Origin of the sequence: Nocardia bovistercoris, assembly GCF_015674855.1 — a bacterium.
GTDB lineage: Bacteria > Actinomycetota > Actinomycetes > Mycobacteriales > Mycobacteriaceae > Nocardia > Nocardia bovistercoris.
The window spans coordinates 172,154-196,369 of record NZ_JADMLG010000008.1 but is presented as its reverse complement, the minus strand read 5'-3'; the positions used below and the strand labels follow the sequence as shown (position 1 = coordinate 196,369).

Below are 24,216 nucleotides of genomic sequence, written 5' to 3'. Positions count from 1 at the left end.
TTAGGCTCGCTGAGGTGAGCGACCAGAAGCAGAATGCGTCCGCGCGTGCCAGTGCCGCCGACGCGGTGCATCCCCTGGTGCGGCAGAGCGCCGAGTGGGCGTGGCGGCTGCTGGTCATCTTCGCCGCCTTCTATGTGCTGTCGATGGTGGTGCAGCGGTTGGCGACGGTGGTGATTCCGCTGGCCATCGCGCTGCTCGCCGCCGGATTGCTGGCGCCGGTGGTGGATTGGATGCAGCGGTTGGGGGTGCCGCGGTGGCTGGGGGTGTTCGTCGCGCTGGTCGGCTCACTCGGCCTGGTGGCGGGGATCATGACCTTCGTCGTCGAACAGTTCGTGGCCGGTCTGCCGCAGCTGTCCGACGAGATCACCGACAGCATCCACAAGATCCAGGACTGGCTCATCAACGGTCCGGCGCATATGAGCAACGAGCAGATCCGCAGCGCGGGCGACACGATCGTGAAGATGATCCAGTCCAATCAGGACAGTGTCACCAGTGGTGCGCTCACCACCGCGACCGCGATCGGTCACATACTCACCGGCACCTTCCTGAGCTTGTTCATCCTGATCTTCTTCCTCTACGGCGGCGACCAGATCTGGCAGTTCGTCACCAAGATCGTGCCGAAACCGCATCGCGAACGGGTGCGAGTGGCCGGTCAGCTCGGTTTCGGGACGCTGGTCGGGTTCGTGCGCGCCACGGTCGCGGTGGCTGCGGTCGACGCCATCGGCATCGGCGCGGGTCTGGCGATCCTCGGCGTCCCGCTGGCGCTGCCGCTGGCTTCGCTGGTGTTCATCAGCGCTTTCATCCCGATCATCGGCGCGTTCCTCGCGGGTTTCATCGCGGTGTTCATCGCCCTTGTGACCAAGGGTCCGGTGACGGCGCTGATCGTGCTCGGCATCATCATCGCGGTCATGCAGCTGGAAAGCCATGTGCTGCAACCGTTGTTGCTCGGTCGGGCGGTGAGCATCCATCCGCTGGCGGTCGTGCTCGCGATCACGGCGGGCGTCGTGGTCGGCGGGGTGGCGGGCGGCCTGCTCGCGGTGCCGTTCGTCGCGGTCATGAACACGGCGATCCGGTCGCTGCTCGCCGACAGTCCCGAGGAGGCGTTCGAGGAGTTGCGCACCGGCGAAGCGGGGCGGATGTACTCGGCGGAACCGGACCGGTGGCCCGAACCCGACCGCTTCGATATCGCGGCGACCTTGCGAGACGAATCCGTGGTCCTGCGCGAACACCCCGAGAAAACCTCCGATGACGGCGCCGACCCGAACGGCTGAACTCAGTCCGGCCGACGCCGCGACCGCGCCGCTGTGGCGAGCCGTGCAAGCGTTCCGGCTGGTCACGCTGCTGTACGCGGTCGGGCAGCAGTTCGCGTCGGTGTCCTACTACGACAATCAACGCCTCAGTTGGGTGTGTATCGCGCTGATGGCGGTGTGGTCGGGGATGTCGGCGCTGCTGCTCTCGCACTGGGACGTGTCGAATGTGGCGAAGGTGCGCACCTCGGTCGTGATCGGCGACCACATCGTGGTGCTCACCCTCGTCTGCGCGACCCGACTGGTCGCCGACTACGACTGGTATCACGGACACCAGACCCTGCCGACCACCATGTGGGCGGCGAACGCGGTGATCTCCGCGGCGATCCTGCGCGGGCCCGTCCTCGGCGTCGCCTCCGGCGTGCTCGTGTCCGTGGTCATCATCACCGTGCGCGAACAGTGGGGGCAGGACGTGTGGGCCGATGCCACCATGCCGGTCCTGGTTTCGGTCGGTCTCGCGCTCGGCCTGGCCGCCAATACCGCGCGCCGCGCCCAGGAACAGTTACAGCGCGCGGTGCGCCTGACCGCCGCCGCCGAGGAGCGCGAACGGCTGGCGCGCGAGGTGCACGACGGCGTGCTGCAGGTGCTCAGCTACATCAAGCGGCGCGGCGACGAAATCGGCGGCGCGACCGAGGAATTGGCGCGTCGAGCGGGCGAGCAGGAGGTCGCGTTGCGGGTACTCATCTCCGAGCAGGGCGTGCGGGCCGACGAGGGTGGCGCCGATATCGACCTGCGGCCCCTGCTGACCGCGCACGCGACGCCGACGGTGTTCGTCTCCACTCCCGGCGAAGCGGTGCCGGTGGGCCGGTCGGTGGCAACGGAAGTGGCCGCGGCGGTGGCGACGGCGCTGGCCAATGTCGGCCTACACGCCGGATCGGATGCGAAAGCCTATGTGTTGCTGGAAGATACCGGCGCGGAGTTGATCGTCAGCGTGCGCGACGACGGTGTCGGGATCGAGCGGGGTCGGCTGGAACAGGCCGCGGCCGAGGGGCGGATGGGAGTGTCACGGTCCATCGTCGGGCGCATCGAAGCGTTGGGCGGCACCGCCGAACTGCTCACCGAAGGTGCGGGCGAAGGGGTCGAATGGGAATTCCACATCCCGCGCGCATGACGGAACCGCGGGTCGGAGATGTCATAGTGGCTGGACTGCGAACGGAAGGTGCGCGATGAGCGGGGAAGATGCGGCCGGGCCGATTTCGGTGATGGTCGTCGACGATCATCCGATGTGGCGCGACGGCGTCTCGCGCGACCTCGCCGAAGCCGGATTCGCGGTGTCGGCCACCGCCGACGGTGTCGCGGCCGCCACCCGCCGCGCCGCCGCCGTGCGCCCGGCCGTGGTCCTCATGGATATGCAACTGCCCGACGGCAACGGCGCCGAGGCCACCGCCGAAGTGCTGCGGGTCTCACCGCACAGCCGGGTGCTCGTGCTGTCCGCGTCGGCCGAACGCGACGATGTCCTCGACGCCATCAAAGCGGGCGCCTCCGGATATCTGGTGAAGAGCGCGTCCGCCACCGAACTGATCGAAGCGGTGCGCGCGACCGCGGCGGGTCAGCCGGTGTTCACGCCGGGACTGGCCGGGCTGGTGCTCGGCGAATACCGCCGCATGGCGACCACCCCCGCCGAACCCGACGAACCGCATCGGCCCGCGCTCACCGACCGCGAAACCGAGGTGCTGCGCATGGTCGCCAAAGGACTGTCGGCCAAACAGATCGCCACCAGGCTCGGGCTCAGCCACCGCACGGTGGAGAATCATGTGCAGGCGACGCTGCGCAAACTGCAACTCGCGAACCGCGTGGAGTTGACCCGGTACGCCATCGAACAAGGGTTGGAATAATCCGGGATCGCCCTGATGCCGAAGCGACGCTGCCGTCGGTAACCTCGAAGGCATGGGTGGCCCGGAATCGGAATCGATGGTGAACGGCGGCGCTGTCGGCGATCGTGACCTGCGGGTGTCCGATGTCGAACGCGAGCACGTCGGTGAGTTGCTGCAACGCGCGGTCGGGCTCGGCATGCTGTCGCTCGGCGAGTTCACCGAGCGCATGGATACCGCGCTGGCCGCGAAGACCCGCGGTGAACTGAATTCGGTGCTGGTCGACCTGCCCGGCATGCGCCTGATCGGCGGGCCCGCCGCGCCGCGCCCCCATTTCGTGAACACCGCGCCGCCGCCCTACCGCGCGCGCCCCATGCCGCCGCGCCCGCGGCCGACGAATCCGGGGAATGTGATCCGTTCCCGCATGTCGGGCGTCAACCGCCGCGGCCCGTGGCAGGTGCCGCCGAGCCTGCTGCTCAACAACTGGTTCTCCGGCGTCACCCTGGATTTCACCGAGGCGGTCATGTCCACCCAGGTGGTCGAGATGCACGTCGACGACTACTGCTCCTCGCTGAACCTCATAGTCCCCGCCGAGGCCACCGTCGACCTCGACAATGTCGACCTGATCGGCTCCAGCGTCAACAACAAGGTCCGTTCCGGCCCACCCCTCGGCAAACTCCACCTGGTGGTCCACGGCAGCATCCGCTTCGGCTCCGTCACCGCCAAACACCCCTTCGCCGTCCACTGGCGCAAAATCCTCGGCCACTGAGCGTTCCACGATATGCGCGGCGACGAGTACTCTCCTGGTATGACCGCCGCCCAGCATTGCGACGAGCCCATCCGGGGTCATATGGTGCTGGTGCCGACGCCCCCGAAGGGCGGGTTCACTGCTCGTGATCTGCCCCGCCTGATGGAGGTCGTCGATGCTCGTTTCGAGTTGCTGGATGGTGAAGTCGTCATGATGGCGCCGTCCACGCACTGGCACAACGAAGTCATCGACATCCTGAAATTCGCGCTTCGCCGTATCGCGCCGTCCGACATCGTGATCGCCACCGAGCAGGGGGTCGACCTCGGACCGACCGTACCGGAGCCGGATCTGCTCGCGGTCAACCGCGCGGTGGTGAGCGCGGACTCGCTTTCGTTCCCGCCGAAAGACGTTCATCTGGTTATCGAGGTGATGTCGCCGGGAACGAAAACGAAGGACCGAGTCCTGCGCCCGGCCCAATACTCCGAAGCGGGCATCACCTGCTTCTGGCGCGTGGAGAACGAGTCCGGAGCAATAGTCGTCTACACCTTCGAACTGCTCCCGGAGGGCGGCTACGCACCCACCGGGATCTTCCGCAGCCGCTTGAAGGTCGACCGGCCGTTTCCGATCGATATCGAGTTGCCCGAGGTCACCTGGTAATCAGCTCTGATCAGGGTTCGGGGGAGGCGAGGGATTGGAGCATGCGGGCGGCCATTCGGGTGGTGGCGTTGTCGCTGTCGATGTCGTTGATGTGGATGGCGAAGGCGAGGTCGCCCATGGTGGCGATGAGCCAGCCGTCGGAGCCCGCGGTGGCAGCGAAGCCGGTGACGTCGCGGTAGGCGCGCAGTGGGGCGAATTCGGGTGCGGCGGCGCCGTCGCGGAGCATGGTGCGCAGGCGGTCGGTGACTTCGCCGGGCAGCGGTTGGAGTTGGGCGTCGGTGTTGCCTGGCTGGCCGAGCGCGATCATCGGGGCGGGCACCGCGCCGCGCGCGATGGACGCGGCGGCGATGGCCATGCCGAAGGGACTGGCCAGCACCGCGTCCGAACCGCCGCCCTGGCGGACCTGTTCGGCGCTGCGGCCCGCGATGGCGAGCCGCCCGGTGACCTCGTCGAGCCCCTTGACCTGGAAGTCGATCCCGATGCCGAGCTTGCTCGCGGCCTCGGCCGCCTGCTGCACCGAAACATCTTGCGGCGCCTTGCTTTCCTGGATCGCGGCGATGTTGCGGAGCAGTTCGATATTGCGCCCGACCGGGTAGAGCCCGGTGAACGCGACCGACCCGTGCTCACTGGCCTGACTGTTCTGCGCGACCGCGACGACCGCGCCGCTGGACGGCTGGATCGCCACGATCGATGCGGGCGTGCCGACGCTGACCACCGCGTCCTCGGCGGCGCGCTGCAGCCGCTGGTCCATGGCTGCGGCGATATCCGGCCCGGGCGGACCCTGATATCCGGCGACCTGGGTGACCAGGCGCCCGTCGGGTTCGAAGATCTGCACGCCCCACCCCGAATGCTCTTCCTGGCTGTTCTGCCAGACCTTGCGCAGCGCGTCGAGCTGCGGCGACCAGACCCGCCGGTCGGAGGAGATCAGCCGAGGCTGCTTCTCCATCACGACGCCGGGGACGGCGGCCATGGCCGGTTGCAGGATTTCGAAGTCGCCTTCGCGCAGATTGACCGCGACCACCGGTTTGCCTTGTGAACTCGCCAGTTGCTGGCGCAGCGAGTCTCCGGTGATGAGCGGCGCGACGGGTTCGATGGCTTTGGCGAGCGCGTCGGTCGAGGCGACCGGGTCGGTGATCTTGGTCGGGTCGAGGCTGATCACGTTGATGACTTGTTCGTGCATGAGCGGCGCGCCGGTGATGTCGACGACGCGCGGTGCGGGGGCGGGCAGGGTGTGGACCAGTTTGACCGTCCGCTGATTCGACAGCTGCGGCATGACGAGTCCGGGTTCCCACGAGATGCGCCAGCCGATGGCGAGTTTGCGGACGGTGCCCTGGATGCTGTAGGCCCAGTTCCGGTTCTCGCCGAAGTTCCAGGCGACGTCCATGCTGAAGATGCCCTGTTCGGCGTCGAGGCCGATGAACTGGGTCTTGTTGTAGTCGACGGTGCCGGGATGCAAGCCCTCGAACATTTGCTTGAGGGTTGCTTGAGCACCATTGGGGTAGGAGGTCAGTTCCGCGGCCTCGGTGTAGTCCTGCTCGTCCATGAGCTCGGTGAAGCGTTCGACGACGCTCTCGGCCTCATTCGGTTCGGCCTGGATTCCACACGAGCCCAGCGTTATCACCACAGCCGCTGCCGCCGTGAGTGCCAATGCGCCCCGGACGCGGAAGCGGCGGGATCCCCACACATCCATGTCGCCCACTCTTCACTCTTGTCACTCCAGTAACAAGACCACCGTACCTAATCATTACCTACCCGTAAGCACCCCGTTAGACGGGACGTTACCTATGCTCAGCATCTCGATTGTGCCCGAAATGGCGTCGTCGAGAGGCCGATCAGGAGCGTCGTCCAGTCACAAGGCGATAACCGGCGCCGCTACCGTACCGGCCGAAACCCACCGATGGGCAAATACCGTGGATGTCGGCGGCTCACACCGATAGCCCACTGCCGACCAGCGCTGCCGTTCAACGTCTTCACTGCGGTATACCCCCGCCGCGAGCGCGTTCACGCAGAGCGGAACCGCACGCCTGTATAGCGACGTAATCTTGTAATCATCACGTCGGAGTAAGTACCGACGCATCGAAAGCACGAAGAAGGTGAACCCCATGGGGCACGACAACAGGGGACGGCGTTTCGGCAGGCCAGGCGGATGGCAGCAGGCGGATCTCCCCGATCCCGCCGATGTGCCCGATTGGTTCGCAGGCCGGTTGCCCGCCGACTGGTTCGTCGGCAAACCGCTGATCGAGATCGACCGTGACGAGATAGTGGTCATCGGCGAACTGCCGTTGCCGAACCCGGAACCGACCGACGGCGACTCCGACGCGCCGACCGAGGAACTGCCGCGCGCCACCAAGGAGGGCGCCATCGCACGTTTCCGGGAATCGACCCGCCCGGCGCGGATGCAGATCGCGGGCGAGGCGCAGCACCGCTACGGGCGCAGCGTGGCGTGGGGCGTTTCGGTGGACGGCGAGCGAATCATGTTCACCCAGTTGGCCGTTCCGGTCATGACCAGATTGCGCCAGCCCGAGCGCAAGGTGCTCGACACCCTCGTCGACTCCGGTGTGGCGCGCTCACGGGCCGACGCACTCGCCTGGACCGTGAAATTGGCGGGCAAGCACGCGGAATCCTGGCTGGCGGAATTGCGCGACGCGATGCGCAAGGTGGACGACCTGCGCTCGGAGGGACCGCAGGGGCTGTGAGCCCGATTCGGGGCGGGATAGGGTGTTGCCCATGGCCGACACCGCCGCCCCGATCCTCGTCCTGAACGGCCCGAACCTGAATATGCTCGGCACAAGGCAGCCGGAGGTGTACGGGTCGGAGACGCTCGCGGACGTTCTCGAACTGTGTCGCGCCACGGCGGCCCGGTTCGGCCGGGAGATCGCCGATTTCCAGTCGAATTCCGAAGGCGCGCTGATCGATCGGATTCATCGGGCGCGCGGCGCGGAGGCGGGCATCGTCGTGAATCCCGGTGGGCTGACCCATACTTCGGTGGCGCTGCGGGACGCGCTGGTGATTCCGGAGGTGCCGATCGTCGAGGTGCACATCAGCAATGTGCATGCCCGCGAGGAGTTCCGGCACCGTTCCTACATCTCGGGTATCGCCACCGCGGTGATCGCGGGGATGGGTATCCACGGGTACGCCGCCGCCGTGGAATTCCTGGCCACCCGCGCGACGTAGCCGCAAGAACAGCCGGCAGGCCCTTACTCAGGCGAAGCCGAACTTCCCGGCCGTTCGTGTGCGACGAATCCGTTCAGGCCGGGCGAACCGGCCCGCCGTCGACGAGGGCGGGCCGGTCGGCCTGACGAGCGGGCCGGAACCGCGGTTCAGGCGAGGCGGAACACCGGGAAGCCCGGCGCGATCTCGGCCAACTGTTCGTCGGTGGCGTCCTTGGTGATCCCTTCGAAGAACGCGCCGACCTCCCATCCCCATTTGCGCAGGTAGAGCCGCAGCAGCGGGACCTTGTCGGCGTCGGGAACCTCTGTGGCGGTGAAGGTTTCGACTTTGCGTCCCAACCGCAGCTCGCCTCCCCCCGCGACGCGCAGGTTGCGCACCCACTGGGTGTGCCCGCGCGGCGCGACCAGGTAACGCGCGCCGTCGGTGTCGATGAGCAGGTTCACCATCGTGGTGCGCCATTCGCCGCTCTTGCGACCGCGCACCGCGAGCAGGCGCGACCCGAGCACGCTGATCCCCAGTTTCGGCAGCAGGTTGAAGATCCGGTTGACGATGGCGTCGATGCCTTTGGGGGCGATGTAGCGAGTCTCGGCGTTCATTTTCTCTCCTTGTGAGCACTGCTCTCTGTTGAGATCAGTGTTCCATACGCTGGCCACGCGAGTCAAGAGCACTGCTCTCTATTGCGAATTGAGCTGACCCACCCGAACGAATGGGAGTATTTACGCTGCCGAATGTAGTAGGTATGCTACAAATCGACAGAGACCCACAACCGGGAGGGAACCATGACAGTGGGTGGCAGCGGCGTCGTCATCGACGTCGACGGCCTGCGGATGCGGTATGGAAGTACCGATGTCCTGCGAGAGGTCACATTCCGTGCGCGGCGCGGGGAGGTACTGGTACTGCTCGGGCCGAACGGCGCGGGCAAGACGACGACCGTCGAGATCCTCGAGGGGTTCCGGAAGCGTTCGGCCGGAACGGTTTCCGTGCTCGGCGCCGATCCGGCCGAGGGCGACGAGGCGTGGCGGGCGCGGATCGGGGTGGTCCTCCAGTCGTGGCGCGACCACGGGAAATGGCGGGTGCGCGAACTGCTCGCCCACCTCGGCTCGTACTACGCCCCCTACGCCGACCGCGACGCGCTGCGGCCGTGGGACACCGACGAACTGATCGCGCTGGTCGGGCTCACCGAACACGCCGACGCCAAGATCCAGAACCTGTCCGGTGGGCAGCGCAGGCGCGTCGACGTGGCCGTCGGCGTGGTCGGCAGGCCCGAGGTGCTGTTCCTCGACGAGCCGACGGCCGGCCTCGACCCCGAGGCCAAACGCGAATTCCACGACCTGGTGCACCGACTCGCCGACAAGCACGGCACCACGATCCTGCTCACCACCCACGACATGGACGAGGCCGACAAACTCGCCGACCGCATCCTGATCCTCGCGGGCGGCCGGATCATCGCCGACGGCTCGGCCGACGAACTCGCCCGCCGCATCACCGGCAAGGCCGAGGTGCGCTGGACCCGCGACGGACAACGTTTCGTGCACACCACCACCGAATCGACCAAGTACGTGCACGAACTGTTCAAACAGTACGGCGAGGAGATCGGCGAACTCGAGGTCCGTCGCGCCTCGCTGGAAGACACCTACATGGCATTGGTGCACCAGCACGAATCCGGTGCGCCCACCGATTTCCGGACACTCGAGGAGGTGACGGCCCGATGAGCTCGACAGCCAGGGCGATGAGCCCGACAACTGCGGCGATCCGCGCCGGCGGGGTGCGCGCGGCGATAGAACTGCGCCAGACCTTCAGCAACGCACAGGATCTGGTCAACCAGTTCTCCACGCCCATAGTGCTTCTCGTCGCGCTGTTCTTCATGCGCGACGCCTCGTTCCGCGGCGGCGAATACACCCTCGGCGCGCTGGCGCTGCCCGGCGTGATCGGCAGCGTCATCGCGTTCAACGGAGTCTTCGCCATCGCGCAATTCCTGGTGCTCGACCGCGAGGACGGAACCCTGTTGCGCGCCAAGGCCGTTCCCAACGGCATGGTCGGCTACTTCATCGGCAAGATCGGCACGAGCGCCGGAACCGTGCTCGTGCAGGTGGTCGTACTGCTCGGATTCGGCATGCCGATCGTGGGCGGGCTGTCGCTGACCGACGCCGCATCGTGGGCGACGCTGCTGTGGGTGCTCGCGCTCGGACTGCTCGCCACCCTGCCGCTCGGCGCGATACTCGGTGCGACACTGTCGGATTCGCGCGCCACGTTCTTCCTCACCATCCCGCTCATGGGCCTGATAGCGATCTCGGGCATCTACTATCCGGTCACCGGCCTGCCCGGCTGGCTACAGGCGGTCGCGCAGGTCTTCCCCATGTACTGGCTCGGTCTCGGCATGCGCTCGGCGATGCTGCCGCCCGAGGCGGTGGTCGTCGAACTGGAACAATCCTGGCGGCACGCGGAGACCGCCGCGGTGCTCGGCGTGTGGGCCGTCGTAGGGTTGGCCCTCGCGCCCGCGATCCTGCGCCGGATGGCGCGCCGGGAGTCGGGAGTTGGCATGGACGCACGACGGGAGAAGGCACTCAAGCGTGTCTACTGAGGTCATCTACAACCGCATCGCGATGTTGCGGGCCGAACGCGGGATCTCGCGACGCGAACTCGCCGACGCGCTCGGCGTGCACTACCAGACCATCGGCTACCTCGAGCGCGGCGAATACAGTCCGAGCCTGCACCTGGCGCTGCGCATCGCGGGGCACTTCGACGTCGCCGTCGAAGTGGTGTTCTCGACCGACCCGTTCCCGCGTCTCGGCTCGCGCACCGAATCGGCATGACCACCGGTACCGGCCGCCCCACGGCGGCCGGTATCCGCGCGCTCACCCCTCGCCGCGGATCAATTCGTAGGTGGACACCGCCCGCCCCTGCTGTTCGCTCGCGACGATGGCTCGGCGCCAGAAACCCTGTGCCGCATGGGACAGGGTCGCATCGACGCCGACCTCGGAACTCGCGTCGATCACGTGTTGCGCGCCCGCTTCCATCATCCGCAGCATCGCTGAATCGACCTGTCCGCCCGCCGCGTTCGCCGCCGCGGACAGCTTCATGAAGTACGGGAACGCCGCGCTCGCGCGCACGGCGAAGGGCACGAAACCGGCGATATCGTGACCGGAGCGCTCGATCACCGCGGTGGCCTGGTCGAAGGCGAGCAGCCACGGATGGAAGATGGTCAGCATGGCCTGGTAGTAGATCTGCGCGAGTCCGTCGTCGGCGCCGAGATACTCCGCCGGGCTCAGCGGCCGCAACAGGTCGGCGTGCGCGTCGAAGACCTCCCTCGGACCGCTGTAGAGGATGTAGGACGCGGGATGCGCGATATCGTCACCCGCCGACATGACGCCCCCGGACAGGAACTCCGCGCCCCGCGCCCGCACCCAGGCCGCGCCCGCGCGGGTCTTGTCCGGGGAGTCGGAGGACAGATTGACGACGATCGTCCCCGGCAGCCGGTCCACGCCCTGTTCGAGGACCTCGTACATCGCGGCGTAGTGAGTGAGGCTGAGCACGATCACGTCGTTGGCGGCCAGCGCCTCGGTGACCGTCTCCGCCCTGAGCGCGCCCGCCTCGACCAGCGCCTGCGCTTTTGCCGGAGTGCGGTTCCACACTGTCACCTCGGTGCCCGCCGCGAGGAAGGCCCGCGCCATGGCCTGTCCCATCGGCCCGAGTCCGAGGACGGAGACGGATCGGGTGGTCTGCTCGGACATTGTGTTGTCCCTTCGATTCTCGATGCGATTGCGGTCGGCGCCGACTCCGATGCTCGCGCGACCGGTACCCTCCGGGGAAGACCGCACGTCCGGGTGTGGTTGCTTACCTCGAGGTCGGAAATATCGTCAGGAAGGTGTTCGCCTCGTGAACAGTGACGCGGATCACGATGTATGCGGTATGTCGGTGGCGATCGACGTGGTCGGGGGCAAATGGAAGATGCACCTGATGTGGGCGCTCGGCGCGGGACCGCAGCGCTTCGGTCGTCTGCGCGCGCTACTCGACGGGGTCAGCGAGAAGGTGCTCGCCGAGAATCTGCGACACCTGGAGGCGAGCGGCGTCGTGCACCGGGAGATCTACCCGGAGATACCGCCGCGCGTGGAGTATTCGCTCACCCCGCGCGGCGAGGAACTGCGTATCGCGCTCGCGCCGCTGGAGGATTGGGGCGACAAACACCGTCGCGCGGTACTGGACGATCTCACCGCGGGCGGCGTCGCCTGAACCTCGCTCGGCGCCATCGCGTTCGGCGCCCGTGACGGCTCCGCCATCCGTCGGCCCCGGAGATCGGCAGGTGCCGGAAAGTGCGAATCTCGGCGGTCGGTGATGTCACAGCTGTGGGTGAGCGCGGGAAATGCGGATGTCGGGTGTTCAGGGCGTCGGAAGATGAGTGCGTGCGATCGAATCACCCAGGAAAACAACCAGTTCGGCGGCTCCGGCGATACAGCGCGCTGGATCGGGTTCGAGGTCGGTGAGAGTGTGACAGGCCGTGAAACCGGCCGCGTGTATGCGGTCGGGCGCGAGCAGGGCGCGTCCGACGGCGGCCACGACGGGGACGCCCGCCGTGCGGGCCGCGGCACAGACGCCGATGGGCGCCTTGCCGTGCAGGCTCTGTTCATCGAGTGAGCCTTCGCCGGTGACCACCAAGGTGGCGCCGTCCAGCGTCGAACCGAATTCCAGCAGATCCAAGACGATGTCGATACCGCTGCGCGGCTGCGCCCCGAGTACCGTCATCGCACCGAATCCGGTGCCGCCCGCCGCACCGGCGCCCGGACTGTCCACGTATGAACTCCCGGCCACGCTCGCCCAATTCGCCAGCGCCGCTTCCAGGATCGCGCGCTGATCCCGGTCCGCCCCCTTCTGTTCCGCGTACACCGCGACCGCACCGTGCGGGCCGAGCAGCGGGTTGTCCACATCGCAGGCCAGCGTGATGCGAGCCGAGGCGAGTCCGGAATGCAGACCGGCGGTGTGCAATTCGGCTGCTTCGACCAGAGCCGCACCGCCGCGCGGCAATTCGCGTCCGACCGCGTCGAGTACGCGGGCGCCGAGCGCGACCAGCATGCCCGCACCGCCGTCGGTGGACGCGCTGCCGCCCAATCCGAGCACGATGTGGCGCGCGCCGCGATCGAGGGCGTCGGCGATGACGACGCCGAGCCCGTAGGTGCTCGACCCCAGCGGATCGAATACGCCAGCGGGCAACTTCGCCGAACCGACCACCGCGGCGAGTTCGACGACCGCCGTATCGCCGCGCATCGCGTACAGCGCCTTGTCGACCACGCCGGTCGGTCCCGGTGCGTCCACCGCGACCCGTTCCCACCCGGCGGCGACGAACGCGTCCACGGTGCCGTCACCACCATCGGCCACGGGAACCCGCACGATCTCGGCGTCCGGACGGACCCGCGCGATTCCCTCGGCGAGGCCGCGCGCCACCTCGGGCGCGGTCAACGAACCCTTGAACTTGTCGGGGGCGAGCACCACGCGGATCATGCCAACATTCTGCGGCGCACACCCGATCGGCGCACGTCAGGGCCGTGGTGGCAGCGGCGCTTCGGCGGCGTGCGTGATCTCGACCCGACCGGTGCGCAGATAGGTGACGACGGCATCGTCCACCGCCGGGTTGCCTCGTCCGAACACACCGTGGTCGCCACCCTCGACGGTGACGAGGGAACCGTCGACGGCCCGCGCGAGCGCCGGACCGCCCCGATACTCGGTCATCGGGTCGTAGCGGCTCTGCAACAGCAGCGGAGGCGTGTCGAGGTCGGCGCCCGAGATCGGGACCGGGCGGGCCACCGGCGGCCACGACTCGCAGAGTTTGCCGGAGCGCACGATATCGGCGCGCGCGTCCATCACGTTCCCGCCCGAGGCGATCGTGGCCAGCGCGTCGGAAACCAGTTCCGGGCGCGGCGCCACGGCGTTCTCGTTGCAGGTGATCGCGGAGAACACCGAACGCGCGGTCGCGTCGGGGTCGACGGCGCGATCCATGGCCTGCAGGCGACCCACGTTCGCCGGATCGGCGTCCACATCGGCCATGGCGCTCGCGAACCTCGGCCAGAAGGCCCGCGCGTACGCGGCGACCACGGTCGCGCCGAGCAGCGGCCCCTGGGTGGCCGCACCGCTCGAATGCAGGATCCGCACCAGGTTCTCCACCCGGTTCGCCTGCTCGCTCGCACCGCTGAGCCCGTCGCGCGCGATCTCGGCCAACGGTTCGGGCAGCGCGACGGGCAGGTCGGCGGCGCTCGCGGGCGGAGGTGTCAGGTTGGCGTAGACGCCGCCGCCCTGCGCCGTCACCAATCGGACCCAGTTCCGATAGACCTGCAAAGCTGTTCCACCCAAACGGTATTCGGCATCGTTTTCGGCGATCCAGGCGAACAGGTCGTCGAGGCGCCGCTTGATCGCGACCTGTTGAACGGCGAACTCCTCGGTCCACACCCAGTCCGGATTCACGTTGGAGTCCAACACCATTCGATCCACCCGGGCGCCGAACATGGTCGCGTACACCGCGCCGAGGTAGGTGCCGTAGGAGACACCGAGGAAATTGACGCGCCGCAGGCCGAGCGCGGCGCGCACCGCGTCCATGTCGCGGGCGGTGTTCTCGGTGGTGACGGTGTCGCGGTAGCCGGGCGGCGAATCCGCGCACCCGTGCGCCTTGTCCTCGCGCATGGTGAATGAGAGCCGTTGCGGATCAGTGGCTTTCGTTTCGCCGCAGTCCAGTGGCGTCGACCAGCGCAGTCCGCGCGGCTGCACGGCGACCAGGTCGAATTCGCGGTAGAGCGCGTCGGGCAGAACACCGACGCGCTCGGCCCAGAAATTCAGCGCGTCACCGCCGGGACCACCCGGATTCGCGAAGATCGCGCCGCGGCTCACGCCGGTCGCCGCGATCCTGCTGACCGTGAGTTCGATTGTGGGACCGCCGGGTTCGGCATAATCCAGCGGTACTTCGAGCACCGCGCAGGCCGCGCCGCGATCCGGCGTGACCGCGCCGTCGGGGCAGGCGCCGAAATCCGGACGTGGAGCGGCCTCGGCCGACGCGGATATCGATGACAGCACGATCGCCCACACCGCGACCGCGGCGCCCGCCACCCGAGACACCCGACGAAATCCGCAGGTCGAACCGTTGTGCGGCCTGCTCGTCATCTGCTACCTCCGCCGAGTCCGGCACCGTCGCGGCCCTGTGAATTGTGCGCGGACCGCACGTCGACCGACAAGTCGGTTCGCGGATTCACGCCGCCGCCCGTCGCGGAATGTGGGGTGCGGGGGCCGGGCGGAGTAACGTCGAACCATGTCGACCGAGGTCCGCAACAACACCGCTCTGGAACGCTTCGAGATCTACGTCGACGGCGCCATCGCCGGCTACGCCGAATACCAGGACACCGCCTCCGAACGCGCGTTCGTGCACACCGAGATCCACCAGCGCCACGAGGGGCAGGGATACGGTCGCACCCTGGTCAAGTCCGCATTGGACGCTTCGCGTCGCGAGGGCTTCGGCATCCTTCCGATGTGTCCGATGGTCAAACGTTTCGTGGAGATCAACGGCGAGTACGTGGCGTCGGTGCCGCATTGGGCGCGCGGCGGGCTCGGGCTGCCTCAATAGTTCGCGCTCAATAGTTGGCGACCGCGCCGTCGAGCGCGATCTGCAGGTCGGCGCGGACCAGCCGGGCGATGTCGGCGGGTTTGGCGGGCAGTTCGGCCACCGGGTTGCCGAGGTAGAAGAGGGCTGATTTCGCCTCCTCCTTCGTCGGTTCGACGGCGGGGTCGGCGCGCGGGCCGTAACTGAGCCCCAGACTCACCAGCGCGGGCGCGACCCCCAGTTTCATCGCCCGGAACGCGATGTGACCGATGCCGCTGCCCACCGCCTGCACCTGCGTCGGGTCCACGTCGTTGCAGGTGCCCTCCGGGAAGATCGCCAGGTGATCGCCCTGGGCCAGCCGCTGCGCGCACAGGTCCATCATGAGCTGTCCCGCGGCGTTGACCGCTCTGATGCCGTGATCCTTGCCGCGGAACACCGGAATGCCGCCCATCATGTCGACCTTCGCACGCTGGTCGGGTTCCACGAACAACTCGTCCTTGGCCAGCACCCTGACCCTGCCGATGATCGGCCGCAGCGGACTGCGCCAAGCCGCCGCGGCGACGGTGTACGGATCGTTCTGGGAGAGGTGGTTGATCGAGTAGATGGTCGGCCGCCCCGACTTCACCAGCGCGCGAACCTGCTCCCTTGCCTCCGGCGCGAAAACGACCCTCGGGTGGTAACGCCTGCCGAGCAGCGCGTACGCGCCCCACGCCTTCAACCGATTCTGGCGGTGCGCGCGGTAGTAGTCGTAGACGATGTCGGCATTGTCGAGGATCACCTCGGGCGGTCGCATACCGCGAGCCTACGATGCCCGCCCCCCGCACGACCCCAGGACCGGGCTGCGGCATACACACCAGTGCGCAAACCCGATCCAGCTGCGATGATGTCGGAGTGGCACGCGGAGATGAACCGGACGAGCGGCAAACTCACGGCGGGCACGGTGACCGTCGTCGACGCCAGTCCCGCGATGGTGAGCAGGTAGTCCGCGCGGGTTCGCTGCTGGTCTCGGCAACCGACCTGGTGGAACCGACATTCCGACGCACAGTCGTCTATGTCGTCGAGCACAACGAGGGCGGAAGCCTCGGCGTAGTCCTGAACCGCCCCAACGACACCCCCGTCACCGACGTACTACCCCGCTGGTCCGAAGTAGCCGCCGCCCCCCGAACCCTGTTCGTGGGTGGCCCCGTGAAACGCGACGCCGCCCTGTGCCTCGGCACCCTCCGCGTTGGCGCCTCCATCACCGGCGTCCCCGGCCTACGCCGAGTAGACGGCCGCGTAGTCCTGGTCGACCTCGACTCCGACCCGCACCGCGTAGGTCAGTTGGTCGAAGGAATCCGCATCTTCGCGGGCTACGCAGGCTGGACCTTCGGCCAGCTGGAAGGCGAACTCCAGAACGACGACTGGATAGTGGTCTCCGCCCTCCCCACCGACCCCATAACCCCGGCACGCTCCGACCTCTGGGCCGAGGTCCTACGCCGCCAACCCCTCCCCCTATCCCTCCTGGCGACCCACCCCATAGAACTGGAACGCAACTAGAACCACCCCGGGCTCCCGCACTGAACCATTCCACGCCCACCCTCGTGTACTCCATGACCAAGGAGACACAGATGACCACCACCACCTGACCCGGCGGACACATGGGGAATATCTCGGGACCACCCGACACCCAACCCGGCGCCGAACCACCGGCCCGCACCTCGAGCCTGGAGGCTTTGAAATGGCGCAGGAGGCGCACGTCCCGCCCGGACGACAACTCCGACCTGATGAACGCGCTCTACCGCGAACACGCCGCGGCATTGTGGCGCTACACGGTCGGCCTGGTTCGCGATCCGGGCCGCGCCGAGGACATCGTCCAGGAAACACTGCTACGCGCCTGGCAACGCCCGAATGTCCTCGATCAGTCCGCGACGTCGGCTCGAGCGTGGCTGTTCACGGTCGCCCGCAATCTCGCCGTGGATGAGCACCGCAGCGCCCGCAACCGGCGCGAGTTCCGCACCGACAGCCCTCCGGAGCAGCCCGCGCCCGACCAAGCGGACCGCGCGCTGGACGGCTGGCTGGTCGCGGACGCGCTCGGCCGGTTGAGCGCCGATCATCGCGAGGTGATCGTCCGCGCCTATTACCGAGGTCTTTCCACACATCAGATCGCGGCCGAACTCGACATTCCACCGGGAACGGTGAAATCCCGTATGCATTACGGTATGCGGGCACTACGACTCGCTCTGCAGGAGATGGGGGTGACGAACAAATGACGGAGATCACCGGCGGGAACTGGACGGGATCACATACCGACGATTACACGACCTGGGATGCGCCGTACGTGCTCGGCTCCCTCAGCCGCGACGAGCGCCGCGAGTACGAGGATCATCTCGCGGGGTGCCCCGATTGCGCGGGCGCGGTGTCGGAGCTGGCGGGTCTGCCCGGCATGTTGAGCCTGGTGGACGCCGATACCGCACTGACGATGATCGAGGCGCCCGATCAGTTCGCGGCGCCGGATGTGCCCCCGGTTCCCGAGTTGCTGCCCCGGTTGGCCGACGCGGCCGAGCGCCGCCGCAGGCGCACCAGGTGGACGGCGATCGGCGGCGCGGTGGTCGCGGCGGCGGCCGCGGTCGCGATCAGCGTCCCGATCGTGAGTTCGGTGACGTCGACCTCCGACCAGGTCGGCACCGATCAGGTGGTGTTCGCCGAACGTTCGATGGAACCGCTCGAACCGACCCCGGTCTCGGCCGATGTCAAGATCGTCACCTCCGAAGGCCGCACCCGAGTGGTGATGACCTGCAGGTACGCCCCCGCGGACTACAGCTACACCTGGAATTTCGGCCTGACCGTCAACAGCAAGGACGGCCGCAAATTCGACCTGGACCAGTGGCCCGCGGGCCCCGGCACGATCCTGACCGTCGACCGCACCGTCGACCTACCCCCCGACCAGATCACCAGCGTCCAGATCAAGTCCATCTCCACCGGCCGAGTAGTCCTCAACGCCTCGGTCTGATCCGATACCCGAAACGACCCCCGGCGCGAGGAGCGCCGGGGGTCGTTTCGGGTTGGTCAGCGGGTGGATTGTTTGGTGAAGATGGCGGCGGACCAGAGGTAGCCCGCGAGGCCGATGCCGAGGCACCAGGCGATGGAGATGATGCCGTTGTCGCCGATCTCGGTGCCCATCAGTAGGCCGCGGATGGTTTCGGTGAGGGGGGTGAAGGGTTGGTATTCGGCGAATTGGCGCAGGCCGGTCGGCATGGTGTCGGTGGCTACGAGGCCGCTGCCGAGGAAGGGGAGGAGCACGATCGGGAAGGGGAGGTTGCTGGCGCCTTCGGGGGTGGGGGCGAGCAGGCCGAGGGCTACCGACAGCCAGCTCAGGGCCAGTACCACCAGGATCAGCAGGCCGAGGACGGCTAGCCATTCCAGTGGGGTCGCGTCGGGGCGGAAGCCGATGAGCAGGGCGACCGCGAGCATGATCGCGCTGCCGAGTACGGCTTGGATGACCGTGCCGACGACGTGTCCGGTGAGCATGGACGACGGCACGATATCCATGGTGCGGAAGCGGTTGACGATGCCTTTCGTGGTGTCGGTCGCGATGGACACGGCGACCGAGACGGTGAGGTAGGCGGGGATCAGCAGCAGCATGCCGGGGGCGAGGTAGTCGATGTAGTCGCCGCCGGAGGATTTCTGCAGGGCGCCGCCGAACACGTAGTTGAAGACCAGCAGCAGCACGACGGGCATGATGACGACGCCGAAGGTCATGCTCGGATATCGCCTGGCGTGCAGTAGGTTTCGCCGCAGCATGGTCAGGGAGTCGGTGAGGACGTAGGCGCTTGCGCTCATGCCGCTGTCTCCTTGTCGGTGGAATGTCCGGTGAGGGTGAGGAATACGTCGTCGAGGTCGGGGGTGTGCACCGCGAGTCCTTCGATTTCGATGTGGCTGTCGTCGAGTCGGTCGAGGACGGCGCGCAGTGCGGCGACGCCGCCGTCGCTTGGCACGGCGAGGGTGAATTCCTCACCGCTGGAGAGAGTTCGGGCGGTTTGGCCGAGTGCGAGCGCGGCGGCATCCAAGCGAGTGCGGTCGGCGAAACGCAGTCGGATGTGTCCGCCCGGCACCATGCGTTTCAGTTCGTCGGCGGTGCCTTCGGCGACGATGCGCCCTCGGTCGAGGACGGCGATCCGGTCGGCGAGCCGATCGGCTTCCTCGAGGTATTGGGTGGTGAGGAAGACCGTCACGCCGTATTCGTCGACGAGGCCGCGGATGATCGCCCACATGGTGCGCCTGCTGCGCGGGTCGAGTCCGGTGGTCGGCTCGTCGAGGAAGATGACGCGGGGGTCGCCGACCAAGGTCATGGCGAGGTCGAGGCGCCTGGTCATGCCGCCGGAGTAGGTGCCCGCGGTCTTGTCGGCGGCGTCGACGAGGTCGAAGCGTTCGAGCAGTTCACCGGCGAGCCCGGTGCTGGTCTTGCGGGGCAGGTGGTGCAGATCGCCCATGAGCAGCAGGTTTTCGCGGCCGGTGAGCAGTTCGTCGACGGCGGCGAACTGTCCGGTGACGCCGATGCAGGCCCGCACGGCGCGCTTGTCGGCGGCGAGATCGTGCCCACCGACCCTGACCTCGCCCGCGTCCGCGCCGATGAGGGTGCTGAGGATCTGCACGGTGGTGGTCTTGCCCGCGCCGTTGGGGCCGAGTAGCGAGTAGATGGTGCCTTCGCCGACTTCGATGTCGATGCCGTCGAGCACCACGTGCTCGCCGTAGGACTTGCGCAGGCCGATGGCCGAGATCGCCGGTGCGCGATACCCGTTGACCATGGTTCTTCCTTCCGATTTCAATCAATGAATGCTAATAAGTGCATGTTTAGTCGACACCGCCCCCGAGGGGATGCGGTGTTGGTGATGCCGGTCTACTCAGGCAGGCTCAGATGTCGAGGTCCTCCACCGGTGGACGGTCGGCGATCTCGGCGACCCGCTGGAACAACTTGTCCGGGATCTGTCCCTTCAACTCGCCGACGGTGTCGACGACGACGAAGGTGTAGTCACCCCAGTCCTGTTCGCCGATGCCGAGCATCCGACGCCAGTTCTTGAGATCATTGAGCCAGTTCTTGTTGTCGACCGGGTAATCCTCCCAGTTGGCGTAGTGCGCGTGCATCGCGATCTTGCCCTTGCGGGTGCGGTACACGCGCACGTGCTCGCTGCGCTTCTCGTTCTGGTCTTGCCATTCGCCGAGCAGGGCGCCCGCGAACCGGATCTGCCTGACCCCGTTGTGACCGACTCCGAGCACGACCTCCTCGAACCCCTCGACCCGCCCCTCCTCCAGCTCGATGAACCGACGCAGTGCCGTTGTCACCGCTCCGGAGAGATTGCCGCCGACCAACTCCTGCGCCCGCTGAAACAGGGGCAGGTCGTCGTCGGAAACGTAGATCGTCTTGTTGGGCATGCGACTCACTATACGTAGATGTATACGTACACGCAAGAGCGTGTCTTTTCGAGAATCTTCGACCGGGATTGAACCGCACGCCCGTCCGCTCCGTATTCCTCGTGTACGAGGCAAGCCGAACTCGGACGGCAGGCGGTAGCACCGCGGGAAGGAACGTCCATGCCGAGCAGGGTCGTGGATCATCTGGTTCGAGCGGTCGCAGCGACGGGCGTGCGACATATCTTCGGCGTCGACGGCGCCAATATCGAAGATCTATACGACGCGATCTTCGACTCCACCGACGGGGTCGAAGGCGTGATCGCCAAACACGAGTTCTCGGCCGCCACCATGGCCGACGGATACGCGCGCAGCACCGGCGGACTCGGCGTCGTGGCCGCGACCTCCGGTGGCGGAGCGATGAATCTTGTTGCCGGACTTGCCGAATCGTACGCGTCGCGGGTGCCGGTACTCGCGCTGGTCGGCCAGTCGCCGACCGGGCTCGACGGGCGCGGCGCCTTCCAGGATTCCAGCGGAAAAGCCGGAACCATCGACGCCGCGAGACTGTTCGAGACGATCTCCCGCTACTGCGCGCGCGTCGAGGACCCCGACCGGCTTCCCGAGATCCTGCACGAGGCCATCACCGCGGCTCTCCAGGGCGGACCGGCGGTACTGTTGCTGCCCAAGGACATTCAGCAAGCGACGATCGAGTACACACCGCCGAGGGCGCCGCAGCGCATCGGTGCGCACGACGACGAGGGCTACGCGCGGGTGCGCGACGCCCTCATCGCGGCCAAGCGCACCGGCAAGGTGGTGCTGATCGCGGGCGACCAGATCGCCCGCGACGACGCGCGCAGCGAATTCGCCGCGCTGGCAGCGACTCTCGATGCCACCGTAGGCGTCGCACCCGACGCCAAGGACACCTACGACAACCGTGGACCCGGATTCCGCGGTGTCGCGGGCAGCATGGGCCACCCCGACCTCACCGCCGCCATCCGCTCCGCCGAGCTGTGCCTGCTCGTCGGCACCCCGCTGCCGGTCACCAGCCGCGCCGGACTCGACGGCCCGCTCGCCGACTGCCGGGTCGCGAGCACCGGCGCGGTCACCCCCTACCTCCCCGCGATCCACGCCGAGAGCACCGACCTGGCCCGCACCCTCACCGACCTCACCGCGGACCTGACCGCCGAATTCTCCGCGCGCACCGAGATCGCCGACCCGACCACCGAACCGCTCACCGCACTGGAAGTGCCCCGCGCGCACGGCCCCGGCCTGCGCTACCGCGAGGTCGTCGAGACCATCGACGCCGCGCTGCCCGACGGTACCGACGTCTTCGCCGACGCGGGCAACACCGGCGCCGCCGTCGTGCACCACCTGCGGGTGCCGCGCGGCGGACGCTTCGTCGTCGCGCTCGGCATGGGTGGCATGGGCTACGCGTTCGGCGCGGGCATCGGCTCCGCCTTCGCCCGCCACCGTCACGGTGACGGCATCCGCCGCACGGTCGTCATAGCGGGCGACGGGTCGTTCTACATGCACGGCATGGAAGTGCACACCGCCGTCGAATACGACCTGCCGATCACGTTCGTGGTCTTCAACAACAACGCGCACGCCATGTGCGTCACCCGCGAACAGATCTACTACCGGAACCGATACAGCTTCAACCGTTTCCGCGATACCTCTATAGGCGAGGGCATCGCGGCCATGTTCCCGAGCATGCCCGCCCACGCCGTGCGCCGACCCGAAGAACTCGCGGGCGCACTCGATCGCTGCTTCACCGCGTCGGGGCCGTCGTTCCTCTCGATCGACTGCGACCCCGACGAGATCCCGCCGTTCGTCCCGTTCCTGTCCGAAACACCCAGGAGGATTCCGTGACCCTCAGTGCCCTTCCCGCCCTCAGCGACATCCCCGAAGCCGTGGTGCCGGGCGTGCTACGCATCGAGAACTCCGATAAGGACACGACGACCCCGATCATCGTGGACATGCTGCGGTCGGTGTACCCGCACGACCAGATCTTCGGCGACTTCTGCCCGGTCCAGGCCTATATCGCCGCGCCGCCGCGCGAGGTCTACGAATACCTCGCCGACACCAGGTCGCTCGAGGAATGGACCTACAGCCTGCGCGGATTCGTCGAGACCGAGGAGCCGGAGCTGTGGCTGGCCTACGACCGGCTCGGTGACGCCACCGAGATCTACACCAGGACCGTCGCCAATCCCGACGCCATGACCGTCGACTACCACTGCGCCTGGGACCAGGGCAAACACCTCTGGATGATCTACCTCATGCGGGTCGTGGACGCGCAGGTGGTGCTCAACAAGCCGGGTTCGGTGGTGCTGTGGAACAACTGTCGCCACCCGTTCTACGACGAGAACCCGTATCCGGAGACCGCGCCACCCAAACGACCGGTCTGGGTGGGCGACTTCTGGGACATGTTCTCGGCCGGACACCAGCTGGAGATGGACAACCTGAAGGCCATCTGCGAATACCGGGCCGCGCACGGCCTGCCGATCAAACCCGAATGGATGGCGTGATCATGAGATCCACCGACCTGGAAGCACCGGTCAGCCTGATCGACGTCGCCAGTTATCTGCCCGGCGAACCCGTCGACACCGAATACTTCACGCAGTACTCGCGTTCGGACCGCATGGCGAAGAACGTCATGTTCCGCTCGCCCAAGGGCCGCCACCACGCGGGCCGCGACGAAACCGCGGTCGACATGGCCGAACGCGCCATCGCGCCGCTCGTCGAACGGCACGGCACGGACCTCGTCTCCGACATCGACGTGCTGATCACCCACACCCAGTTGCCCGACAACCCGGTTCTCGGCGCCGGACCGGAAATCGCCCGGCGGCTCGGTCTGCGCCCGAAATACGTCTTCGACGTGCACAACGGCGGATGCGCGGCCTTCGTGCACATGATGTTCACGGCCCGCATGATCCTGCGGACCACCGAAGCGCGCACCGCCATGGTGGTCGCCGTGCAGAACAGCGCGGGCGCGGTGTTCACCCAGCCCGACATCCGCAAACTCGCCCAAGCCCCGGTGCCAGGCGACGGCTGCGGCGTCGGACTGCTTGTCAAGAACGACAGCGCGCCGATCCTGGACATCGAATGCCGCACCTACCCCGAATTCGCCGGTGACATGGACTTCTCCACCAACGGCGAACGCAAGTACTGGGAGCCCGGCGAGGGTCAGGCCTGCGTGAGCTTCACCGAATCCAAGGTCACCAAGGTGTTCGCGCGCGGCAACCGGCTCGTGCCCGAGGTGGCGCTCGCGGTGTGCGACCGGATCGGGGTGAAAGGCCGCGATATCGACACCTTCGTGACCAATCAGCCGAACCGGCTGTTCCTGCGCAACTGGCATGACGCGCTGGAACTGCCCGCCGAACGCCATCCCGACACCTTCGACCGGTGCGGGAACCTGTTCGCGGCGGGCATACCCGTCACCCTCGACGTCACCAACCGCGCGGGCGGGCTCCGCAACGGTTCGGTGGTGCTCATGTCGGCCTTCGCCCACGCCGGTGACTTCGCTGCCGCGGCCGCCGTGCGCTGGGGTGCGGCTCATGCCTGAGG

Annotated in this window: 27 protein-coding genes; 18 read left to right on the top strand and 9 right to left on the bottom strand. The window is 67.5% G+C overall.

Going from position 1 to position 24,216, the window contains the following annotated elements:
• Nucleotides 1-14 precede the first annotated feature (14 nt).
• The 5 genes from IT779_RS20605 to IT779_RS20585 are packed head-to-tail and all read left to right on the top strand — an operon-like array spanning nt 15 to nt 4,523.
• Nucleotides 15-1,271, top strand: a complete 1,257-nt coding sequence (locus tag IT779_RS20605) for an AI-2E family transporter (protein ID WP_332838886.1) — start codon at nt 15-17, stop codon at nt 1,269-1,271.
• Nucleotides 1,246-2,418 carry a MacS family sensor histidine kinase gene (gene macS / locus IT779_RS20600; protein ID WP_196151000.1) on the top strand — a complete coding sequence of 391 codons (1,173 nt, stop codon included), beginning with the start codon at nt 1,246-1,248 and terminating at the stop codon, nt 2,416-2,418. Before IT779_RS20605 ends, macS begins: the two co-directional genes overlap by 26 nt.
• A gap of 55 nt (nt 2,419-2,473) precedes the next feature.
• Nucleotides 2,474-3,142 (top strand): response regulator, encoded by a 669-nt coding sequence (locus IT779_RS20595; RefSeq protein ID WP_196150999.1) that lies wholly within the window; start codon nt 2,474-2,476, stop codon nt 3,140-3,142.
• A gap of 52 nt (nt 3,143-3,194) precedes the next feature.
• Nucleotides 3,195-3,887, top strand: a complete 693-nt coding sequence (locus tag IT779_RS20590) for a DUF1707 SHOCT-like domain-containing protein (RefSeq protein ID WP_196150998.1) — start codon at nt 3,195-3,197, stop codon at nt 3,885-3,887.
• Between the two features lie 39 nt (nt 3,888-3,926).
• The gene (locus IT779_RS20585) at nt 3,927-4,523 is read left to right on the top strand and encodes a Uma2 family endonuclease (RefSeq protein WP_196150997.1); all 597 of its coding nucleotides are present in this window, start codon (nt 3,927-3,929) and stop codon (nt 4,521-4,523) included.
• Between the two features lie 10 nt (nt 4,524-4,533).
• Here IT779_RS20585 and IT779_RS20580 read toward each other — a convergent pair whose 3' ends face one another.
• A complete protein-coding gene (locus IT779_RS20580; RefSeq protein WP_196150996.1) occupies nt 4,534-6,213 on the bottom strand; it encodes an NTF2-like N-terminal transpeptidase domain-containing protein in 1,680 nt (559 codons plus the stop codon).
• 412 nt (nt 6,214-6,625) lie between these two features.
• Between IT779_RS20580 and IT779_RS20575 the strand changes: the two genes are divergently transcribed.
• Nucleotides 6,626-7,219 (top strand): hypothetical protein, encoded by a 594-nt coding sequence (locus IT779_RS20575; protein ID WP_196150995.1) that lies wholly within the window; start codon nt 6,626-6,628, stop codon nt 7,217-7,219.
• Nucleotides 7,220-7,250: 31 nt separating this feature from the next.
• On the top strand, nt 7,251-7,697 hold the full coding sequence (gene aroQ / locus IT779_RS20570) for a type II 3-dehydroquinate dehydratase (protein ID WP_196150994.1): 447 nt from the start codon (nt 7,251-7,253) through the stop codon (nt 7,695-7,697).
• 146 nt (nt 7,698-7,843) lie between these two features.
• Here aroQ and IT779_RS20565 read toward each other — a convergent pair whose 3' ends face one another.
• Nucleotides 7,844-8,290, bottom strand: coding sequence for a nitroreductase family deazaflavin-dependent oxidoreductase (locus IT779_RS20565; protein ID WP_196150993.1), 447 nt, complete (start codon nt 8,288-8,290; stop codon nt 7,844-7,846).
• A gap of 183 nt (nt 8,291-8,473) precedes the next feature.
• On the opposite strand from IT779_RS20565, the gene IT779_RS20560 reads away from it, so the two are divergent.
• From IT779_RS20560 to IT779_RS20550, 3 genes are read left to right on the top strand one after another with little or no spacing between them, the layout of a single operon-like run.
• Nucleotides 8,474-9,406, top strand: coding sequence for an ABC transporter ATP-binding protein (locus IT779_RS20560; protein ID WP_196150992.1), 933 nt, complete (start codon nt 8,474-8,476; stop codon nt 9,404-9,406).
• Nucleotides 9,403-10,275, top strand: a complete 873-nt coding sequence (locus tag IT779_RS20555) for an ABC transporter permease (RefSeq protein WP_232541920.1) — start codon at nt 9,403-9,405, stop codon at nt 10,273-10,275. The genes IT779_RS20560 and IT779_RS20555 overlap by 4 nt, the downstream gene beginning before the upstream one ends.
• Entirely contained in the window at nt 10,265-10,507 is a 243-nt protein-coding gene (locus tag IT779_RS20550) for a helix-turn-helix transcriptional regulator (protein ID WP_196150991.1), read from the top strand. The genes IT779_RS20555 and IT779_RS20550 overlap by 11 nt, the downstream gene beginning before the upstream one ends.
• A gap of 42 nt (nt 10,508-10,549) precedes the next feature.
• On the opposite strand, the gene IT779_RS20545 is transcribed toward IT779_RS20550, so the two are convergent.
• Entirely contained in the window at nt 10,550-11,449 is a 900-nt protein-coding gene (locus tag IT779_RS20545) for an NAD(P)-dependent oxidoreductase (protein ID WP_332838900.1), read from the bottom strand.
• A 154-nt stretch (nt 11,450-11,603) separates the two neighbouring features.
• On the opposite strand from IT779_RS20545, the gene IT779_RS20540 reads away from it, so the two are divergent.
• Entirely contained in the window at nt 11,604-11,924 is a 321-nt protein-coding gene (locus IT779_RS20540; protein ID WP_196151189.1) for a winged helix-turn-helix transcriptional regulator, read from the top strand.
• Between the two features lie 147 nt (nt 11,925-12,071).
• Here the strand turns inward: IT779_RS20540 and IT779_RS20535 are convergent, their stop codons facing one another.
• Nucleotides 12,072-13,187 (bottom strand): glycerate kinase, encoded by a 1,116-nt coding sequence (locus IT779_RS20535; RefSeq protein WP_196150989.1) that lies wholly within the window; start codon nt 13,185-13,187, stop codon nt 12,072-12,074.
• A 36-nt stretch (nt 13,188-13,223) separates the two neighbouring features.
• Nucleotides 13,224-14,834, bottom strand: coding sequence for an alpha/beta hydrolase (locus IT779_RS20530; RefSeq protein ID WP_196150988.1), 1,611 nt, complete (start codon nt 14,832-14,834; stop codon nt 13,224-13,226).
• Between the two features lie 145 nt (nt 14,835-14,979).
• Here IT779_RS20530 and IT779_RS20525 point away from each other — a divergent pair, with 145 nt between their 5' ends.
• Nucleotides 14,980-15,291: a GNAT family N-acetyltransferase gene (locus tag IT779_RS20525; RefSeq protein WP_196150987.1), complete on the top strand. Its 312-nt coding sequence runs from the start codon at nt 14,980-14,982 to the stop codon at nt 15,289-15,291.
• Between the two features lie 7 nt (nt 15,292-15,298).
• Here the strand turns inward: IT779_RS20525 and IT779_RS20520 are convergent, their stop codons facing one another.
• Nucleotides 15,299-16,060, bottom strand: coding sequence for a lysophospholipid acyltransferase family protein (locus tag IT779_RS20520; protein ID WP_196150986.1), 762 nt, complete (start codon nt 16,058-16,060; stop codon nt 15,299-15,301).
• A gap of 98 nt (nt 16,061-16,158) precedes the next feature.
• On the opposite strand from IT779_RS20520, the gene IT779_RS20515 reads away from it, so the two are divergent.
• From IT779_RS20515 to IT779_RS20505, 3 genes are all read left to right on the top strand, one after another.
• On the top strand, nt 16,159-16,803 hold the full coding sequence (locus IT779_RS20515; protein ID WP_408637775.1) for a YqgE/AlgH family protein: 645 nt from the start codon (nt 16,159-16,161) through the stop codon (nt 16,801-16,803).
• A gap of 101 nt (nt 16,804-16,904) precedes the next feature.
• Nucleotides 16,905-17,516, top strand: a complete 612-nt coding sequence (locus IT779_RS20510) for a sigma-70 family RNA polymerase sigma factor (RefSeq protein ID WP_196150984.1) — start codon at nt 16,905-16,907, stop codon at nt 17,514-17,516.
• The gene (locus IT779_RS20505; RefSeq protein WP_196150983.1) at nt 17,513-18,256 is read left to right on the top strand and encodes an anti-sigma factor family protein; all 744 of its coding nucleotides are present in this window, start codon (nt 17,513-17,515) and stop codon (nt 18,254-18,256) included. The genes IT779_RS20510 and IT779_RS20505 overlap by 4 nt, the downstream gene beginning before the upstream one ends.
• A gap of 56 nt (nt 18,257-18,312) precedes the next feature.
• Here the strand turns inward: IT779_RS20505 and IT779_RS20500 are convergent, their stop codons facing one another.
• The 3 genes from IT779_RS20500 to IT779_RS20490 form a co-directional block, all read right to left on the bottom strand.
• Nucleotides 18,313-19,086: an ABC transporter permease gene (locus IT779_RS20500; RefSeq protein ID WP_196150982.1), complete on the bottom strand. Its 774-nt coding sequence runs from the start codon at nt 19,084-19,086 to the stop codon at nt 18,313-18,315.
• Entirely contained in the window at nt 19,083-20,051 is a 969-nt protein-coding gene (locus IT779_RS20495; RefSeq protein WP_196150981.1) for an ATP-binding cassette domain-containing protein, read from the bottom strand. Before IT779_RS20495 ends, IT779_RS20500 begins: the two co-directional genes overlap by 4 nt.
• A gap of 106 nt (nt 20,052-20,157) precedes the next feature.
• Complete coding sequence (locus IT779_RS20490; RefSeq protein ID WP_196150980.1) at nt 20,158-20,676, bottom strand: EXLDI protein; 519 nt, start codon at nt 20,674-20,676, stop codon at nt 20,158-20,160.
• A gap of 159 nt (nt 20,677-20,835) precedes the next feature.
• Here IT779_RS20490 and IT779_RS20485 point away from each other — a divergent pair, with 159 nt between their 5' ends.
• From IT779_RS20485 to IT779_RS20475, 3 genes are read left to right on the top strand one after another with little or no spacing between them, the layout of a single operon-like run.
• The gene (locus IT779_RS20485; protein ID WP_196150979.1) at nt 20,836-22,521 is read left to right on the top strand and encodes a thiamine pyrophosphate-binding protein; all 1,686 of its coding nucleotides are present in this window, start codon (nt 20,836-20,838) and stop codon (nt 22,519-22,521) included.
• A complete protein-coding gene (locus IT779_RS20480; RefSeq protein WP_196150978.1) occupies nt 22,518-23,177 on the top strand; it encodes an SRPBCC family protein in 660 nt (219 codons plus the stop codon). Before IT779_RS20485 ends, IT779_RS20480 begins: the two co-directional genes overlap by 4 nt.
• 2 nt (nt 23,178-23,179) lie before the next feature.
• Nucleotides 23,180-24,214 (top strand): 3-oxoacyl-ACP synthase III family protein, encoded by a 1,035-nt coding sequence (locus IT779_RS20475; RefSeq protein WP_196150977.1) that lies wholly within the window; start codon nt 23,180-23,182, stop codon nt 24,212-24,214.
• The last annotated feature ends 2 nt before the right edge of the window (nt 24,215-24,216 follow it).

Excerpts from the sequence above, each read along its gene's own strand:
- IT779_RS20475 (WP_196150977.1), top strand. The coding sequence starts at position 23,180 with ATGAGATCCACCGACCTGGAAGCACCGGTCAGCCTGATCGACGTCGCC.
- IT779_RS20595 (WP_196150999.1), top strand. The coding sequence starts at position 2,474 with ATGAGCGGGGAAGATGCGGCCGGGCCGATTTCGGTGATGGTCGTCGAC.
- IT779_RS20495 (WP_196150981.1), bottom strand. The coding sequence starts at position 20,051 with ATGGTCAACGGGTATCGCGCACCGGCGATCTCGGCCATCGGCCTGCGC.
- IT779_RS20530 (WP_196150988.1), bottom strand. The coding sequence starts at position 14,834 with ATGACGAGCAGGCCGCACAACGGTTCGACCTGCGGATTTCGTCGGGTG.
- IT779_RS20565 (WP_196150993.1), bottom strand. The coding sequence starts at position 8,290 with ATGAACGCCGAGACTCGCTACATCGCCCCCAAAGGCATCGACGCCATC.
- IT779_RS20540 (WP_196151189.1), top strand. The coding sequence starts at position 11,604 with ATGTCGGTGGCGATCGACGTGGTCGGGGGCAAATGGAAGATGCACCTG.
- IT779_RS20575 (WP_196150995.1), top strand. The coding sequence starts at position 6,626 with ATGGGGCACGACAACAGGGGACGGCGTTTCGGCAGGCCAGGCGGATGG.
- IT779_RS20535 (WP_196150989.1), bottom strand. The coding sequence starts at position 13,187 with ATGATCCGCGTGGTGCTCGCCCCCGACAAGTTCAAGGGTTCGTTGACC.
- IT779_RS20590 (WP_196150998.1), top strand. The coding sequence starts at position 3,195 with ATGGGTGGCCCGGAATCGGAATCGATGGTGAACGGCGGCGCTGTCGGC.
- macS (WP_196151000.1), top strand. The coding sequence starts at position 1,246 with ATGACGGCGCCGACCCGAACGGCTGAACTCAGTCCGGCCGACGCCGCG.
- IT779_RS20505 (WP_196150983.1), top strand. The coding sequence starts at position 17,513 with ATGACGGAGATCACCGGCGGGAACTGGACGGGATCACATACCGACGAT.
- IT779_RS20525 (WP_196150987.1), top strand. The coding sequence starts at position 14,980 with ATGTCGACCGAGGTCCGCAACAACACCGCTCTGGAACGCTTCGAGATC.
- IT779_RS20585 (WP_196150997.1), top strand. The coding sequence starts at position 3,927 with ATGACCGCCGCCCAGCATTGCGACGAGCCCATCCGGGGTCATATGGTG.
- IT779_RS20555 (WP_232541920.1), top strand. The coding sequence starts at position 9,403 with ATGAGCTCGACAGCCAGGGCGATGAGCCCGACAACTGCGGCGATCCGC.
- IT779_RS20500 (WP_196150982.1), bottom strand. The coding sequence starts at position 19,086 with ATGAGCGCAAGCGCCTACGTCCTCACCGACTCCCTGACCATGCTGCGG.
- IT779_RS20510 (WP_196150984.1), top strand. The coding sequence starts at position 16,905 with ATGGGGAATATCTCGGGACCACCCGACACCCAACCCGGCGCCGAACCA.
- IT779_RS20580 (WP_196150996.1), bottom strand. The coding sequence starts at position 6,213 with ATGGATGTGTGGGGATCCCGCCGCTTCCGCGTCCGGGGCGCATTGGCA.
- IT779_RS20490 (WP_196150980.1), bottom strand. The coding sequence starts at position 20,676 with ATGCCCAACAAGACGATCTACGTTTCCGACGACGACCTGCCCCTGTTT.
- IT779_RS20560 (WP_196150992.1), top strand. The coding sequence starts at position 8,474 with ATGACAGTGGGTGGCAGCGGCGTCGTCATCGACGTCGACGGCCTGCGG.
- aroQ (WP_196150994.1), top strand. The coding sequence starts at position 7,251 with ATGGCCGACACCGCCGCCCCGATCCTCGTCCTGAACGGCCCGAACCTG.
- IT779_RS20520 (WP_196150986.1), bottom strand. The coding sequence starts at position 16,060 with ATGCGACCGCCCGAGGTGATCCTCGACAATGCCGACATCGTCTACGAC.
- IT779_RS20485 (WP_196150979.1), top strand. The coding sequence starts at position 20,836 with ATGCCGAGCAGGGTCGTGGATCATCTGGTTCGAGCGGTCGCAGCGACG.